The organism is Pantoea sp. Mb-10 (assembly GCF_021272205.1).
GTDB lineage: Bacteria > Pseudomonadota > Gammaproteobacteria > Enterobacterales > Enterobacteriaceae > Pantoea.
Genome location: NZ_JAJSDX010000007.1, coordinates 88,144 through 105,037, shown reverse-complemented (window position 1 = coordinate 105,037; position 16,894 = coordinate 88,144). Strand labels below are relative to the sequence as shown.

18 protein-coding genes are annotated in these 16,894 nt (G+C 49.9%); 6 read left to right on the top strand and 12 right to left on the bottom strand.

The genetic code is table 11. The features are described from left to right. Positions 1-15: 15 nt before the first annotated feature. Positions 16-696 (bottom strand): RNA chaperone ProQ, encoded by a 681-nt coding sequence (gene proQ, locus LU196_RS15400; protein WP_232759856.1) that lies wholly within the window; start codon positions 694-696, stop codon positions 16-18. 96 nt (positions 697-792) lie between these two features. Further along, positions 793-1,293, bottom strand: a complete 501-nt coding sequence (locus LU196_RS15395) for a GAF domain-containing protein (RefSeq protein WP_232759855.1) — start codon at positions 1,291-1,293, stop codon at positions 793-795. Between the two features lie 213 nt (positions 1,294-1,506). On the opposite strand from LU196_RS15395, the gene yebS reads away from it, so the two are divergent. The 3 genes from yebS (at position 1,507) to rsmF (ending at position 6,852) form a co-directional block, all read left to right on the top strand. After that, positions 1,507-2,751 carry a membrane integrity lipid transport subunit YebS gene (yebS, locus tag LU196_RS15390; RefSeq protein WP_232759854.1) on the top strand — a complete coding sequence of 415 codons (1,245 nt, stop codon included), beginning with the start codon at positions 1,507-1,509 and terminating at the stop codon, positions 2,749-2,751. Further along, positions 2,720-5,353: a PqiB family protein gene (locus LU196_RS15385; RefSeq protein WP_232759853.1), complete on the top strand. Its 2,634-nt coding sequence runs from the start codon at positions 2,720-2,722 to the stop codon at positions 5,351-5,353. Before yebS ends, LU196_RS15385 begins: the two co-directional genes overlap by 32 nt. Positions 5,354-5,427: 74 nt before the next feature. Continuing rightward, positions 5,428-6,852: a 16S rRNA (cytosine(1407)-C(5))-methyltransferase RsmF gene (rsmF, locus tag LU196_RS15380; RefSeq protein WP_370641014.1), complete on the top strand. Its 1,425-nt coding sequence runs from the start codon at positions 5,428-5,430 to the stop codon at positions 6,850-6,852. Here the strand turns inward: rsmF and LU196_RS15375 are convergent. From LU196_RS15375 to LU196_RS15350, 7 genes are all read right to left on the bottom strand, one after another. Next, positions 6,849-7,502 (bottom strand): metallophosphoesterase, encoded by a 654-nt coding sequence (locus tag LU196_RS15375; protein WP_232759852.1) that lies wholly within the window; start codon positions 7,500-7,502, stop codon positions 6,849-6,851. The two genes, rsmF and LU196_RS15375, sit on opposite strands and share 4 nt — an antisense overlap. Before the next feature lie 392 nt (positions 7,503-7,894). Then, positions 7,895-8,068: a hypothetical protein gene (locus tag LU196_RS15370; protein ID WP_232759851.1), complete on the bottom strand. Its 174-nt coding sequence runs from the start codon at positions 8,066-8,068 to the stop codon at positions 7,895-7,897. Between the two features lie 134 nt (positions 8,069-8,202). Continuing rightward, positions 8,203-8,337, bottom strand: coding sequence for a hypothetical protein (locus LU196_RS20370; protein ID WP_255697842.1), 135 nt, complete (start codon positions 8,335-8,337; stop codon positions 8,203-8,205). Between the two features lie 303 nt (positions 8,338-8,640). Continuing rightward, positions 8,641-9,006, bottom strand: coding sequence for an anti-adapter protein IraP (gene iraP / locus LU196_RS15365; protein ID WP_232759850.1), 366 nt, complete (start codon positions 9,004-9,006; stop codon positions 8,641-8,643). Between the two features lie 179 nt (positions 9,007-9,185). Next, positions 9,186-10,115: a GGDEF domain-containing protein gene (locus LU196_RS15360; protein ID WP_232759849.1), complete on the bottom strand. Its 930-nt coding sequence runs from the start codon at positions 10,113-10,115 to the stop codon at positions 9,186-9,188. 336 nt (positions 10,116-10,451) lie between these two features. Then, positions 10,452-10,745, bottom strand: coding sequence for a hypothetical protein (locus LU196_RS15355; protein WP_232759848.1), 294 nt, complete (start codon positions 10,743-10,745; stop codon positions 10,452-10,454). A gap of 261 nt (positions 10,746-11,006) precedes the next feature. Continuing rightward, positions 11,007-11,306 carry a hypothetical protein gene (locus LU196_RS15350; RefSeq protein WP_232759847.1) on the bottom strand — a complete coding sequence of 100 codons (300 nt, stop codon included), beginning with the start codon at positions 11,304-11,306 and terminating at the stop codon, positions 11,007-11,009. Positions 11,307-12,037: 731 nt separating this feature from the next. On the opposite strand from LU196_RS15350, the gene LU196_RS15345 reads away from it, so the two are divergent. From LU196_RS15345 to LU196_RS15335, 3 genes are all read left to right on the top strand, one after another. Beyond that, positions 12,038-13,114 carry an acyltransferase gene (locus tag LU196_RS15345; RefSeq protein WP_232759846.1) on the top strand — a complete coding sequence of 359 codons (1,077 nt, stop codon included), beginning with the start codon at positions 12,038-12,040 and terminating at the stop codon, positions 13,112-13,114. 591 nt (positions 13,115-13,705) lie between these two features. Next, on the top strand, positions 13,706-14,023 hold the full coding sequence (locus LU196_RS15340; protein WP_232759845.1) for a hypothetical protein: 318 nt from the start codon (positions 13,706-13,708) through the stop codon (positions 14,021-14,023). 24 nt (positions 14,024-14,047) lie between these two features. Next, on the top strand, positions 14,048-14,254 hold the full coding sequence (locus tag LU196_RS15335) for a hypothetical protein (protein ID WP_232759844.1): 207 nt from the start codon (positions 14,048-14,050) through the stop codon (positions 14,252-14,254). Positions 14,255-15,215: 961 nt separating this feature from the next. Here LU196_RS15335 and LU196_RS15330 read toward each other — a convergent pair. The 3 genes from LU196_RS15330 to LU196_RS15320 all read right to left on the bottom strand — a co-directional run bounded on the left by LU196_RS15330 (position 15,216) and on the right by LU196_RS15320 (position 16,860). Next, positions 15,216-15,494 (bottom strand): hypothetical protein, encoded by a 279-nt coding sequence (locus tag LU196_RS15330; RefSeq protein WP_232759843.1) that lies wholly within the window; start codon positions 15,492-15,494, stop codon positions 15,216-15,218. Positions 15,495-15,661: 167 nt separating this feature from the next. After that, a complete protein-coding gene (locus tag LU196_RS15325; protein WP_232759842.1) occupies positions 15,662-16,498 on the bottom strand; it encodes an AAA family ATPase in 837 nt (278 codons plus the stop codon). A gap of 41 nt (positions 16,499-16,539) precedes the next feature. Then, positions 16,540-16,860: a hypothetical protein gene (locus LU196_RS15320; protein WP_370641013.1), complete on the bottom strand. Its 321-nt coding sequence runs from the start codon at positions 16,858-16,860 to the stop codon at positions 16,540-16,542. Between the last annotated feature and the right edge of the window lie 34 nt (positions 16,861-16,894).

The window sequence follows — 16,894 nt, the reverse complement described above, 5'->3', positions numbered from 1 at the left end:
GGATCAGCCTCCGTTTCAGAACTGCAAGTGTTCTGCGCGCACAATCATTGCCATGCCGGAAGCGAGTTGCACCCGAACGCCATCCTTAGTAATTTCAAGAATGGTAGCATCCATTGCATTTTTGCCTGCTTTCACTTTGATGTTCTGGCCGGGTTGCAAGGTTGAGGTATCAGTGACCGGTTGAGTACGCGGTGCGCGTGGCGCGGCACTGCGTTCAGCCGATGCCGGGCGAGCAGTCTGCGCACGCGGCTTGCGTGGCGCATCGCCTTCAGCAGATTTACGCGGAGCGGGCTTGCGAGGACGACGTTCCGTGGTCTCTTCACCGGCTTCACGTTTCTTGGCTTTCTGCTGATCGCGCTGGGCCTGAACGCGGGCTTTCGCTTCTTCAAGCTGCTTGCGCGCGTGCTCAACGTGCTGTTCATCCAGCACACCGCAGGGGTTACCGTCCAGATCGACGCGTGTGGCACCGGCTTTAATGCCGTAAAGATAGCGCCAGCTTGAGGTATAAAGGCGTAATGCTGAACGCAACTGCGTTTTGCTCAGGTTGTTTTCACCCTGAACGCGCTCAACCAGATCCTGAAAGATGCCGATTTTGAGCGGGCGCGCTTCACCTTCAGCGCTAAAGCAGTGCGGAAAACGCTCCGCCAAAAAAGCGATCACTTCTTTACTGCTATTCAACTTAGGTTGATTTTCCATGAAATTTCCTGATTACTACGGGTTTGCCGACCAGAGCAGGCATGAACAGGCGACATTATAATGACAACATCGCTAAATGCCATGTGATCCAGTCGATTAGCTACGCGCTAGCTGAATAAATTTTTCGATATCACTCTTTGCCAACACGTCACAAAGCCCGTCCGCAAGGCCGACCAGCCCTGCTTTATCCTCATTATCGAAGCGAGAATAAAGCGTACTATCAATATCTAACACGCCTACAAGCGTGCCATTCACTTTCAGAGGAATCACGATTTCAGCATTACTGGCCGCATCGCAGGCAATGTGCCCGGGAAAGGCATGGACATCCTCAACCAGTTGTACCTGCTCCTCGGCGATGGCGGTGCCGCATACGCCCTTACCTACCGGAATCCTGACGCAGGCAATTTTGCCCTGGAAGGGCCCGAGTACCAGCGTATTGGCTTCCGTCAGCAGATAAAACCCCGCCCAGTTAACGCCTTCCAGACGTTCAAACAGCAGCGCACTGCAATTGCTGAGCGCAGCCAGAAAAGATGTCTCTCCCGCCAGCAAAGCGCTGGCGTCGCGTTGCAGATCCTCGTAAAAGGCTTTTTTGTTCATTTTTCAACCATAACTCATCACTGTTGTGAGCGCGTTGTCACCCAGTCATTAAAATAAGCACTAATAATCCACCCCCACAAGGTGAATCATTCTGTTAGTTACTATACCCTTAGCAGTCGGTGACACGGCTTTTCCCGTGCCACTTTATTTCAGGCACAGCGATGCCAGACCTCAGCCGGTAACCGTAACAAACGATGGGCCTTTGCGTCACTTATGAAAATTCACGCTATCAGCCAGACGTTGCCCCACGCACGTTATCAGCGTTGTCCGCAATGCGATACCCTTTTTTCCTTACCGGATGTTAAATCGCACCAAGCGGCTTATTGTCCCCGCTGTCATGCGCAAATTCAGAATGGACGCGACTGGTCCATGACGCGTCTAACCGCCATGGCCGTAACCATGATGGTACTGATGCCCTTTGCGTTCAGCCTGCCGCTGATTGATATCCGGCTCCTGGGGATGCGCATTAATGCCAGTTTGCTGGAAGGGGTCCTGCAGATGGCACTGCAAGGCAATATTCTGACCGCCTCTATGGTCGCTTTTTGCACCATTGGCGCGCCTGTCACCTTGGTAGCCGGCATTGGCTATTTGTGGGTCGGCAATGCCTTGGGGATGAATTTGCGCCCCGTGCTGCTCATGCTGGAGCGCCTAAAAGAGTGGGTCATGCTCGACATCTACCTGATTGGCATCGCGGTCGCGTCCATTAAAGTCCAGGATTATGCGGATCTGGAGGTGGGATATGGTCTGGTAGCCTATATTGCTCTGACGGTCATGAGCGTGTTGACGCTTATTCACCTCAACGTAGAGCAGCTCTGGGAGCAGTATTATCCGCAAGCGGTGCCTACCGAATCGCCGGAAAATTGGCAGGTATGTTTGAATTGTCATCACACCGGCATGCCCGATGCGCGCGGCCGCTGTACGCGCTGCCATACGCCGCTGGATTATCGTCGCCGTCATAGCCTGCAGAAATCATGGGCGGCGTTGATCTCTTCGATTGTGCTGTTGATTCCGGCGAATCTGTTGCCCATCTCGGTGGTGTACGTCAACGGTTCGCGTCGTGAAGACACCATTTTCTCGGGCATTGTTGGCTTGGCCTCCGGTAACGTGCCGATCGCCGCCGTTGTCTTTATTGCCAGTATTTTGGTGCCTTTCACCAAAGTGCTGGTGATGTTGACGTTATTGTTAAGCATCCACTTTAAGTGCGAACAGGGACTGAAAACCCGAATTCGTTTACTACGCGCCGTCACCTGGGTTGGCCGCTGGTCAATGCTGGATTTGTTCGTTATTGCTTTAACCATGTCGCTGGTCAATCGCGATCAGCTTCTGGCTTTTACCATGGGACCTGCCGCGCTCTATTTTGGCGCCGCCGTTGTCCTGACCATTATGGCTGTGGAGTGGCTTGATAGCCGCCTGATCTGGGATGCACATGCAACAGGAAACGCCGACTACACCGACTAGCGCCAATCTGCGCAACAAGCGCAAGATTTCGCCTTTCTGGCTATTGCCCATCATTGCTCTGCTGATTGCTGGCTGGCTGCTGTGGACCAATTATCAGGATCGCGGCACCACCATTACGATTAACTTCCAGTCGGCAGATGGCATCGTGCCGGGCCGTACCCCTATCCGCTATCAAGGGGTTGAAGTCGGCACCGTTCAGGGCATTGAACTGAGCGACGACTATAAAAAGATCCAGATCAAAGCCAGTATTAAAAGCGATATGCAAGATGCGCTACGCGAAAATACCCAGTTCTGGCTGGTAACGCCCAAAGCCTCGCTGGCGGGGGTTTCCGGCCTGGACGCGCTGGTAGGCGGTAACTATATCGGTATGATGCCCGGAGATGGCAAAGCGCGCGACCACTTTACCGCACTGGACACGCAGCCCAAATATCGCGTGAACACCGGTGAACTCATGATCCACTTACACGCGCCGGATCTCGGATCGTTGAACACCGGTTCGCTGGTCTATTTCCGTAAGCTTCCGGTGGGCCGCGTGTACGATTACAGCATCAACGGCACTCACGATGGCGTTACCGTAGACGTGCTGATTGAGCGCCGCTTTGTTAACCTGGTTAAAAAGCAGAGCCGTTTCTGGAACGTGTCGGGTGTCGATGCCGATGTCAGCCTCAGCGGGGCCAAAGTCAAACTTGAAAGCCTTGCGGCGCTGGTGAATGGCGCTATCGCGTTTGACTCCCCCGCCGAAGGCGAGCAGGCGAACACCGACCAAAATTATCGCCTGTATCCCGATCTGGCGCACAGCCAGCGTGGCGTACAAATTAACCTGGATTTGCCCAGCGGCGATAACCTTAAAGCTAACAGCACGCCGCTGATGTATCAGGGGCTTGAAGTGGGCACCTTGACGAAACTGACACTGCTACCGGGTGGCAAAGTCACCGGTGAGTTGACCATCGATCCTTCGGTAACCAGCCTGATGCGCAGCGGCACGCGGATTGAAATGCGCGCGCCGAAACTGAGCCTGACCGACACCAATCTGAGCAGCCTGTTAACCGGTAATACCCTGGAACTGGTGCCCGGAGAAGGCGAACCGCAGGATCACTTTAGCGTCCTGCCCGCCAGTGAAACCCTGCTGCAAAAACCGGATGTGTTAACCGTCCAGCTAAGCGCGCCAGAGACCTATGGCATTGACGCGGGGCAGCCGGTGATCCTCTATGGCATGAAAATCGGCCAAGTGATTTCGCGCGAGCTGAATGAGAATGCCGTGAGTTTTACCGTTGCCATCGATCCGCAGCACCGCGCGCTGGTGCACGCTGACAGCAAATTCATCGTGAACAGCCGGCTGGATGTTAAATTTGGCCTCGATGGCATTCAGGTGCTGGGTGCCAGCGCGCGTGAATGGGTTGACGGCGGCATTCGTTTAGTACCGGGTGCGAAAGGCAAACCTTCATCTCGCTATCCACTTTATGCGGATTCAGAACGCGCCGAAGAAGGAATTGTCGGCGATCAACCGCCTACTACGCTGAAACTTACCGCCAGCAGTCTGCCGGATGTGCAGGCAGGATCGGTGGTGCTTTACCGCAAGTTTCAGGTGGGTGAAGTGGTGGAGGTGATTCCGCGCGCCGATGCGTTTGAAATCGCCATTCACATCGAACCGCAGTACCGCAAATTGCTCACTGGCGAGAGCGTGTTCTGGGCCGAAGGCGGCGCTAAAGTGCAGCTCAATGGCAGCGGCTTAACGGTACAGGCCTCGCCGCTTAACCGTGCGTTAAAAGGGGCGATCAGCTTCGATAATCTTACTGGCGCGCAGGCGGCTAAGGGCGTGAAACGCACGCTTTATCCTTCAGAGACCGCGGCGCGTGCGGTGGGCAGTCAAATCACGCTGCACACCTTTGATGCCAGCAAACTCTCTGCCGGCATGCCGATTCGCTACCTGGGCATCAATATTGGTCAGGTTGAGTCGTTAGCGCTGAGTAATGACAACAATCAGGTGGTGGCCAAAGCGGTGCTCTATCCAGAGTACGTAAAGGATTTCGCCCGCATAGGAAGCCGCTTCTCTGTGGTGTCACCGGAAATCTCACCCGCTGGCGTGAATCATTTGGAAACGCTGCTGCAGCCTTATGTCAACGTCGATCCCGGCAAAGGTCAGCCGGCACGCACCTTTGAACTGCAGGAGAGCACCATCACTGACTCGCGCTACCTCAATGGTCTTAACATCTTTGTTGATGCCGCTGAGGCAGGCTCGCTCTCGATTGGCACCCCGGTGCTGTTCCGCGGCGTGGAAGTCGGTACGGTAACCGGAACGTCGCTGGGCAACATGGCCGATCGCGTACAGATCGCCCTGCGTATCAGTAAAAAATACCAGCATCTGGTGCGTAACAACTCGGTGTTCTGGCTGGCCTCCGGTTATAACCTCGACTTCGGCCTGATTGGCGGAGTGGTGAAGACCGGGACCTTCCAACAGTTTATTCGCGGTGGGATCCAGTTCGCGACCCCGCCTACCGTGCCGCTGGCACCGCAGGCGGGAACCGACAAGCATTTCCTGATGCAGGATGAAGCGCCGAAAGAGTGGCGCAGTTGGGGCACGGCGATTCCAGAGCCGCACTAAGTCAACGGGCAGCCTTCGGGCTGCCCGTTTCTCTTTGACGTGCTACACTTCGCCCTCCATTTTTTAGCCGGTATATCTCCGTGTCCGAACGCTTTCCCGAAGAATTTCTGGCGCTGATGCACGCCAGCCTCCCTGATGAGGCCGAGTTTCAGCGCTTTCTTGCCATTAGCCAGCAACCCCTGCGTCGCAGCTTGCGCGTCAATACGCTTAAAATCAGCGTGGCCGATTTTCTGGCGCGTGTGGCCGACTACCACTGGCAACTCACGCCCATTCCGTGGTGCGCTGAAGGCTTCTGGATTGCACGAGACAACGAAGAGCTGCCGCTCGGCAGCGTGGCAGAACACCTTAGCGGCCTGTTTTACATTCAGGAAGCCAGCTCAATGCTACCGGTCAGCGCGCTCTTTGACGCCGCACCTGAGGCGCAACAGGTCATGGATATGGCCGCTGCGCCAGGCTCTAAAACCACGCAAATGGCGGCCTTGATGGCTAATCGCGGAGCCATCCTGGCGAATGAATACGCCGCCAGCCGGATAAAAGTCCTGCATGCAAATGTCACGCGCTGTGGCGTCAGTAGTGTGGCACTCACCCATTTTGATGGCCGGGTATTTGGTGCCGCGCTGCCGGAGCAGTTCGACGCTATCCTGCTTGATGCGCCCTGCTCCGGCGAAGGCGTGATCCGCAAAGATGCCGATGCGCTGCGCAATTGGACGCTGGAGAGCACAGAAGCGATTGCCGCGACGCAGCGCGATCTTATCGACAGCGCTTTTCACGCGCTGAAGCCCGGCGGTACGCTGATCTACTCGACTTGTACCCTGAATCAGATTGAGAATCAGCAGGTGATTCACGATTTATGTCAGCGCTACCCGGACGCCGTTGATATTTTACCGCTCAACGATCTTTTTGCGGGTGCCGAACAGGCCGCGACGCCAGAAGGATTTTTACACGTTTTCCCGCAGATTTTTGACAGCGAAGGTTTTTTTGTGGCACGGCTGCGCAAAACCGCCAGCGTAAGCGCACTCCCCGCCCCCACGTATAAACTCGGCACGTTTCCCTTCACGCCGGCCAGCCGTAAACTGCGTGCGGAAGTCGCGCAGGCGGCAGCGAAAGTGGCTCTGAAGTGGGATGATCATCATACGTTGTGGCAGCGTGACAAAGAGCTGTGGCTGTTCCCCGCGGCGTCAGAAGCGTGGCTCAGCAAGGTGCGTTTTTCACGCATTGGCGTAAAGCTGGCAGAAACCTTTGCCAAAGGCTATCGCTGGCAGCATGAAGCCGTGGTGGCCTTTGCTAAGCCAGAGGGCGACATCGCATTTGCGCTCAATGAGGGCGAAGCTGAGCAGTGGTATCGGGGACAAGATATTTATCCCGTAAATCTGCCCGCCCGCGATGAGGTCATTGTCACCTACCAAGATCAGCCGTTAGGACTCGCTAAAAAAGTGGGCAGTCGGATAAAAAATAGCTATCCGCGTGAACGGGTCCGCGAGGGGCGACTCTTTCGCTAGTGCTGCATTAACGGAAGCAGCGTCAGACGGTGGCCATAGACCGCCCCCGTATCAATGTAGTGCTGGTTCGCCGTATGCAGCGGTTGTTCAACAGGCGTGTGACCGAAGTAAAAATCGCCGGCACCGGTAATGATTTCACTTTGGCCGCGATGATGGCGCAAAAGTCTGTCGCGGCTCCACACCACCTGATGAGCGTTAATCGGCTGCCCCATTTGATAATGACTGGCGGGATAGTCCGCGTGGGCCACCACCGCCGTGCGTCCCTGCCTCTCCAGCTGCAGAATCAAAGGAAGTTCACCACAGCGCTTAAGGGCATGCCGGGCAGCAATCAGGTGCACGCCCCTAAGCCGCCAGAACCATTCTCCACCGTTCATGCGCCATACGCTGGGATCACCGCCAGCCAACGCCGCCAGCGCCATTTGCTCATGGTTTCCCTGTACCGCCCGAAACCACGGTTCCTGTAAAAGTGCCAGGCACCCGAGGCTGTCAGGCCCGCGATCGATGAGATCGCCCACGGACACCAGCAGATCGCATGAGGGATCGAATTGCTTCAGCTTCAACTCTGCATCCAGTTGCGAGCGACAGCCGTGGAGATCGCCAACTACCCAAATATGTCGCCACTGGGCAGCGTCAATACTCTGATAAAGCATCTTGAGCACCCGCTGGTTGACAGGAAGTTTATTTCTATCGCAGTAGAGTATAGTCTGCCGACAAGGCCTGGAGAGGGGAGCGCATGGCCAGCACGAAACGTTTTACCGGCGTATTAATCATTATTTTTATTGGCAGCCTGCTACTGCTTGAATCGCTGGCGCGTCTGGTGCACTTCTTGGTGGTGGGTTAACTGTCGCGTTCGGGGAGGTTAAGCGTGGTGATCTTTGCCCTGTTAGCCATTTGCACCAGAGATTCTGAGCAGGTTGATGATGCAAACGCCTCTCTATGCCTGGCGTGGCCGTTACAACCCAGGCGCAGAGCCCTCCACGCCACGGCCTGCCGCACTGCGCACATCGCCGCGCAGTGCGGGAAAATTAGCGAGTCCCGCACCTCAATGGGCGTGGGTAATGAGCACAATCGCGGCAATAATCAGCAGCCAAAGCGCCGCGAATGTGATGAATCCAGCACGAGGCGTTTTCGTGCGCCCAACCACAACACCAATAAAAATACTCAGCACGGTTAGCGTGCCGACCATGACCCAGAAAAGATACTGCGCGTTCGCCATGAAACGACTCCTTTAGCGGCAGATAACGTGCGCACGTTATACCATTTTTAGCCCCCCAATCGCGTAAAAAACTTCATTGGATAAAGGCGCTTAACTCGGGTAAATTAAAAAACCTCCCGAAGGAGGTTTATGATTTATAACGGCTTCGACGGGTCGTCTGCGGGATAATCCGTTTCCGTTTCATCCTCGTCATCAAACGGTGGTTCACCGCCCGGCGGCTGCGCGTCATCCGGCAGCGGAATCACATCATCATCTGGACGTTCTGACATAACTACCTCCAAACCCTGATTGGGGTACGTTGAGTTTAGTCAGTCCGTATCTTCTCCCGCGCCATTTATTCTCCAACTGTGAGATAAGCGTAAGATGTTAATTAGTCTGCGGTTAACGCTTTGCTTATTACTCATTGACGGCTAAGGCGTAGCGCTTTTACTAAAGGTAATCTCGCAAAGCACGCCCAGGCATGTGACGCGATGAAAACGTTAAGAATTATCATGACTGCTCACGGTGACATGACAAAACGCGCTCGGTGACGGCAACGTATCGCTGCCTCTTAACGCGCGGCGAAGCGGCCTCTATGTTTCGCTGGGCAGAGTACCCTGCCCTTCAGCGCTCACTCCGGTGATATCATTAAGCCCTTGGTGATTAATCTCTTCGTCTGCGCCATCCACCGCCCGCGAGATGGTGAGCAAATCTTGCAGCTCGCGCAGCAACATGGCCGCATCCGATTTCAGTAACTCGTCCGACTCCGCCGAGTCAATCACCGTATTGATCGCTTTATTGGCACTTTCAATCATTTCTGTCACGCCACCCTGCTTGCTCACCGCCAGCACCAGCGCGCTGATCAGCAACGACTGCGCTTCAACGCGCGCCGTGAGTTGTTTGGTATTGGCATCAATCTGAGAAATTTTTGCCAACATGCTGAGCACCACATTTTTCATTGCGCATTCCCCGGAAAAAGAGAAATCTTAATCGCTAAACCAAACGGGGAAAACTAAAAAATTCTGAATATTCTGGGGGCGTGTTCTTATTGAATCTGAAGCGCGTGATGCGACGTTAAACCGTGCAGCGCGTCCAAAAAGACGCCAGGCGCGGCGCAGGCACCCTGGCAGTCAAACCTTTACGCCTCAGTGGCAACCACAATACGATTTCTTCCCGACAGCTTGGCGCGATAGAGCGCTTCATCGGCATTCGTTATCACGTGCGTGAAGGGGTCATTTTTGCGCTTGTACGCAACGCCCGCGCTAATGGTGACGTTAATGTCATCATTATAGGCAAGGGTCATTGCCGCTTTGATGGCGTGAATCACGCGCTCGGTCTCTACCCGGTCTGATAACAGAATGCAAAACTCTTCGCCGCCAGAGCGCGCAATAAACACTGATTCAGTGATAAAGGTCGTTAATATCAGCCCTAAGTTGGTTAACACTTTATCGCCGGTTTCATGACCAAAGGTGTCATTGATGCGTTTAAAATGATCGATGTCCGCCACACACACCGTAGCGGGCTGTTTTTCCCACTCGCGTAGTTTCATATTGAGGAAACGTCTATTGGGCAAGCCGGTGAGTTCGTCAGTAAGAGAGAGATCAACAACAGACTTATAATTTACGTTGATATATTTTATGAAATGATTAAACGAAAGAATAATAAGCATCATCGCTGGCACCAGCAATAATGATGAAAGTAAAAGCGCACTCTCGAGAGAAAGTAAATTTAACGCGCCCGCCATGATAATGATTAACGCGTTGAACAGTACAAATAATCCACCTCTAAACGCCGTTACGTGTTTTTCCAGCGGCTGGGTCCGAAAGGATTTCTCTATAAACCAGACGAGCATGGCGGCGGTGCAAAAATCGACATAGAAATAGATTTTTTCCCCCGCGTGATGCTTACCACTTATGGCGAGAAACAGTGCGCCGCCCAGTAATAACACCGCATAAGATAAAAAAGCGCAGTAAAAGCGACGATCCGGTTTGCCTTGAAATTTAATCAGCGTGTCATGGTGTATGAACTTCATGCTTTCCCTCTTGCGTTGAGCGAGGCATTTTAGCATGACGTTGATTTTAAAGGGCAGCCTCTTGGCTGAGGAACAGAACGTGAGGGGATTGAGCCACTTAACGGGCCAGCTTGCGGCGTTGCGGCGATCGTGGCTGCGTGTCCTTTCTGGTCGGGCAGCGGCACCGTGGAAGCGAGATTTACCCTTCTCTCTACACGGCTGGACACGCCGTTATGTCACCGAAACGCCGCGCCTGGCTATTTACCGCTCATACAGGCAGGTACTTTGTAATAGCGGTATACAGGAGGTTCAATCGACGTTTAACCATTATCAAACAGGCGTTTTTGCGTGATGAGCCGCTTGTTGTGATGCCATAAAGTCGCGCGAGAAACGTTAGCTTTTACTTAATGTGTAGTTAAAGACCGTGCCATTGCGGGTTTGCACCGTCAGCGTTTTGCCTTCTGTGGTGTCCAGCGTCCTGGCTTTGCTGTATTTCCACATCATGACCCGCTGTCCATCAGGATACGACGAATCAGAGTCGGGTGGACCAAACATCGCGATCAATTGCTCACGTGTGGTTTTGCCGTTTTGAATCTTTTGAATACGCGCTGTATCAAAATTCTGCCCGGTTGCACTGGAACATGCCGCTAAGCACAGCATCATGATGGTGAGCCCTACGCCCTTCATACTTTTCCTGACTTGCATCCTGACTCTCCCATCAATACCGCGCGTGAACGGCTAGCATGCCAGAAATTAGGGGCCGAGGGGAGCAGATTTAGCGACCTAGCCATATGGCGCATAACGGGTGGTAATCGCCTGTTCATACCGGACGAGGGTGTCCGCCAGCCTCCGCATGCTTCAGGTAGAGCACCAGGCGATGTGATTGCTTTCACCCACCGCTGCGCGGGATAAGAGTGTTTATGTTTTACCCTCACTCTGCCGGCCAGGTTACTGCGTTGTGTTGCTTTGTCGCCACTGCGCGATCATCGCTTTCGTCACTTCTTTTTTATAGCAAATAGGCGCATAGCCCCCCGGCTTGCTCCAGGCACTTCTTCGGCCGCAACTGCTGCCGTTGCGCGCTGAGTTAAATGGACAGGCGCAGTTTCCTGGATACGACGCAATAGACTCATCAATAATCTGTTGTTTCACCTGCTCGTCTGAGAGCTTGATACTCCTTGCGCTGGCATTATCTGAGATGAAGATGAGAAGAATAAAAAATGGCATCATCAGACGTTTATCAACTTTCATCGACATGACCTCTTTCTCCCAAAGAAGCCTGATACTAGCTTGGCGACTCGGGCATCAATCGATGAATAAACGCGCAAAAATTACGCATATTACCATTGTCCCCCAGCGATTAGCTTCTTTGATATTGGTCCCAATGTATTTTCGATAGAAGTCCACAATGCGTTGGTGAATATTGCGAAACGAGTCAACAAGAGATAAAACCGCACTGGCGATAAGGCGCTCAATTCGTAAACACGGGCGGGCCATTTAGTATGTAGGCTGAATGTAAAAGAGGTATAAAACACTCATCTAAATATATGCCTATCTATTTATGATCAAAGGTCGCTATCAACAAAATAAGCAGTGCGAAATCCGTATTCATTCTGAAGCAAAAGATAGCCCCCACGGCTTTGCTATAAATATTTATCAGTCAGCCTTAACGTCATTGCTACCGTTTAGCCATAAAAGAGAGTTTAAGGCTGTATTGTCTCGTCCTGCGCATCGCAATGGATAAGTTGAGTACAGCATAAAGGGCATTCTATTTGAAAAGGCATGTTTCGACTAACCATCATCAAAAATAATATTTCTTGCAAAGAAGGCGGATCAACAAACATCAGAACGGCGCATATAGACTGCCCTGCAGCAAAATCACCTTGTAGGCTCTCCTTTTCTTAGTATTAGTTGCACTTAACGATTCCCCTCCATAGAATGCCAGCCTACTTACACTAATCAGACAATTCTCATACGGAATAATGACACATAAAATTAAATCAATGCAGGCGCTGCGCGGGATTGCGTGTTTAGCCGTTGTCGCTTTTCATAACCGTAGCGCGTTAGCAGAGCAATTCCCTTCGCTCGCCCAGTGGCTGGTCAAAGGCGTGGTGGGCGTTGACCTATTTTTCATTCTGAGTGGATTTGTTATTACCCTGTCAGTATCCCGTATGGGAAGCGGTTTTGCCGCCGCCGCAGATTTCCTGAGGCGTCGTGCGTTAAGGCTGCTGCCCGCCTATTACATCCTCCTGCTGGTTAATTTTTTGCTGGGTGGCGCCATGGCAACGTTCCATTATCCGGATAAGGTAAAGGCACTCATTGCTGCGCTGACGCTGTCCGTTTACATGCCTCAACACGCCCCGTTTTATATGGATGATGAGGGGTTCCTGAACGTTCGTTGGACATTAAATTATGAGTTTTTATTTTATCTGATCATGGCGGCGTGCCTGGTCGTGAAGCAGCGGTGGGTCGCTTTGGCGGTTGCGCTAAGTGCACTATTAATCGGTGTGCCGCTGGCTGCGGATTCAGAATTAACATTGGGCGTCAGCGGGCACGATATGGGATTCAGCTATCTCAATCTTATGACTAACCCGATTATTTGGCAGTTCGCGGTAGGCGTGGTGATTGGGCTGGTTTATCCCTATATCATCCGTCTGCCCGTAGCGGCTCGCGTTCCTTTCCTTTTGGCGGCAGCGGTTCTTGTCGTTAAGCACTTGAGCAGCGATCAGAATGTAGGCCATGGTTTAATGGCTTCTGGAACCGTGCTGGCATTGCTGCTTGCCGCAGTCGCTTTTAATGACAGTTGGTTGCGTCACATCACACCGCGTTGGCTGGTCTTTTTGGGTGATATTTCTTTCTCTGTTTACCTCATCCATATTGTTATCATGCGCCAAATGTACAAACTTTTCCCGGCGGGTGGGACATCACTTTTTGTTGCGTCTCTCGCCGCCACGCTCGTTGTTGGCTGGCTAAGTTTTCGCTACATCGAGCCTATCGGGCAGAACATATGGCGCCGCCGTGCCGACGCTGGACGCGCGGAAATCAAAGTGAATTCCTGATTCTCTACGCTAACCCGCCATGTGCGGGTTATTAGACTGCGTCATTCAGTTTCTTGCGTCATGAATCAGCCCCAACCTCTTCAATCTATAGAATCAGGGGGTTGGCTCTTGTCTTTTCCAATAAGCCTGCGCCCTTTGGCTAAACGTTTCCCCTATCCTCATCAGCTTTGATATGTTTAGCCATGTTTTCTCCAGATATAAAAAGCATGGAAAATCGCGGTGTGAAGTCATTTCACAAGAGCAATCGCATTCGCGACAGGTCTATGCATAGCCTTTCACACTCTCGTCGTCCATAGGGTCATCAAACCGCTCACACGCCAGCCACGTTTTGTAGGACACGCTGGTAAATCATTTTTTTCCGACGAGAAATTCCTTCGTGATTCACGTATCAGAGACAATGCCATCGCTATCAATGTAGATAGCATTATTGCCCAGTCGATGGCCGAGAGTCGGGGCTATCGTGATATTAATGGAAATAATTGCTGGTCAGAATGGTTAGCCTTCCAAATAAAGCGCTAAAATTTCATTCTGAAGCGGTGAAAATTTCGCCATGGCGTTGGAGCCGTTTATCAGAAGTAGGAGTAATAAATTGTGAAATGGATTTTCCTTTCAGGCATGTTGGTTTCGAGTTCAGCGATCGCGGACGGTCAACGCTTTTACACTCCAGAGGTTCGATGCTTGAATGACCACACGATTCCCTTTATAGAGACCAGTACCCCGGCAAAGAGTGTCGTTGATGACGCTTATGCACAATGCAAGCCTGAACTCAATGAATGGATGAACCTGCAAGAGCCATTACCTGATGAAATGAAGCAGCGTATGCGTAAAGAGTTGTATGACTTTTACATCAGGATGATTGAGAAACGACGACATTATGAAGCCAAGAAAGCCGCAGAAGCCGCTCGCTGAGGCGGTTTATCAGGAGGAGACTGAATGATGAAAATTACTGTGATTTTCGAAGATACCGGTGTTGAAGAGGAGCATGATTTCGACGCCAAACCTCGCGCCGGGGATTTGGTGACATTAACGCGTGATGGAAAAGGTGAAGATTATCTCGTCATCATCGAGCCTAACCCTGACCATACGCATGATGACGGGCCGGATGGGCATCCAACAAAGGCCACCGTAAGATCAGCGTAGTGCCCATTGAGATTTACCCAACCGCCCAACGTGGCGGTTTTTAACGCCTATATAGCAGAGGAGCACTCGGTGTGCAGATCCTGTTGAGGGTACAGCTGAACTGACAAAAAAAGACCCAATACTTTTTTGTCATCTATAATTCATATAGTTATGAATATACGTGGCGACAAGATGGCTTCTCCTTTTCAAACTTCTCTTTAGGATAATATTTAATCGCTATGATTTTTTGATTGATGTAAAAATCTCATCAGGTGAGTCATTTGACGTGCTCATATCCTCAGGTTTTACTCCATAAAAAACAATCCTCACTTATTCCTCAATCTTTATGAACCCTAAAATGAGACCTACGACCGCACCTCTAAAAGCCTCAGCAATAGCAATTACCAAGATAATGTATTCCCCAAAATCCTTACAACGCTAATTATTAATTTTTTTTGTAATACTCTCCTTTAACCAACAACCACTACCCCCCATAAAGCTATGGATTTTTTCACAAAAAATGCACCTTAAGAATGATAAATTATATAGAAATCAGGCTATCTAGCCCCATAATCGGGGACTTAACTTTCTCACCACAAATAAAAAATCAAGTTTTTTATAAAAGCAGCATCAAGAAACTTTAGATTGTAATGAATTAAAGATCTCGATAAAAATTGAAAGAAAAATAGATCGCGCAATAAAACCTTACTCAGAAATAAAACAAGCCAAAGCAATACGCTTCGGCTTGGAAATATGATTATTGCTTTATTTCAACTTCATCACTTTCGAGAGGTAAATACTCTGATATTTTCTCGTATAAACTGTTAATATAATCTTTATGCTTAACACACCATTGAGTTAGGAATGCTTCTTTTACTCGGGACTCTGAAACCAACCCAATCACCCGCCCCAATTGACTAAATAATAGATGATAGTCACGGTTAGTGTTTCTAACGCTGCGCATTTTTTCTTTTAATTGTTCTTAGAATTCAAACGGTTTCAGTAACTGAACTGACAACTCACCAGCTAGATCTTCAATGCTATCTAATATTGAATTATAAACAGTTGATTCTGGACCTGCACCCGGAAGACGGAAAATTAATTTTCCATCTGACTCACGTTGTAACGAGTCTCCATCAATAATGCACAAGGACTTTTGTTGCGCGCTAGGATCTAAATTATGGTTTTCATGAACTTTAACTGAAGTTCCATCACCTTTCATTGCGTGGATGGAAATCGCATCAATAGCAACATTTGGCATAAAGTTCAATATCGATTTGACCCAAAGAGCAGCAAACTCATCTTCAACAAATATGACCAATTTTGAATTTATCTGTCCACCAATCGCACGTAATGATTTAACGTCGAGTTTACCTTGATATAGCTGCCCATTGACTGAGGCCCATATAGCTTCACTGGGAAGTGGAATTAAAGCATCATTGGAATGGGTTGTGAAAATAGCTTGTATTTTTTTCTTTCTGCAAGTTCGATTAGGTATTCTACCATTCTTATGGTAGCGATTGGGTGTAAACCATTTTCTATTTCTTCAATAATAACTAAAGAATGGTCTTCAGCGGCTTCAAGTTGCAAGACCATCCTAATGATACTAGACTCACCAGCACCAAAATGAAATTCAGAGAATGAGTCTCCAGTTTTATTAACCCCTGATAATAAAGTCACATTACCGTTCTCATCGACTTTCATGTGCTTGAATTCTGAAACATCCTTATCAAGTATAGATGATACAGAAATTGCAACAATCTCAGATAACCCTTCGATTCTATCAGGTTGAACAACAAAATTATTCGATACACAACGTTTTAATTCTTTTCGCTCTGAGGCTGGCACGGTACGAATCACACCGAAAACTAGTACATTTCTATCAAGAGTACCCCTTGCCCATTTAAGATTGTGGTATTTTGCAGTACGCTTAACTGTATCATTACTTTTCTGCACTCCCCTATCAATTGCTTCGTACTCAATCTTCCAATTTTGCATACTGGCATCATAAGCTCCGCTTTTAGCAAAAAATAGAGCAGGTGCTACTTCTTTATATAAGATAGCCGCCGCACCGGCTATTGTTGATTTCCCACCTCCGTTTGGACCGACAATAGCAGTTACAGGGAAATCTAAAGTAATTGTTTTATTGTTAATTAATCTAGCTTTATCGATGTTAATTTTGAGGAGATATTTACCGTATCTTTTTGCCTTCACTTTTTCCAGCAATTCATTTATCGTGCCTTGTCTAATTTCACTTTGAAACATAGCAATTACTCCATTCATCCAAGATGAATATATAAATACAGTTAAAAATCGAAACCCATTGTTAAAATGACTTTACCAGCAACATTGACATCTTCAGAATTACAAATAAAACTTGTACCCTTACTTGTCACATCAACCTTTTTCCCTGGTAAAAGTGCAACGTCGTATATATCGTATTTATCATTTACACCTAAAAGCCATCTACCGTTACTAATTTCGTCCAAACTAATATCAACAATCCATGCTCCAGTATTACTTGTAATGAAAACAGGTTCACAAACAGCATGAGGGATGAAAGCCAAATTAATTTCCCAGCATTCAAAATCCTGCAAGATTCCAGCGGCCAAGTTTTTACGTGGAATAGAAGTTCCAATACTCAGTTGATTTTTTTCTTTA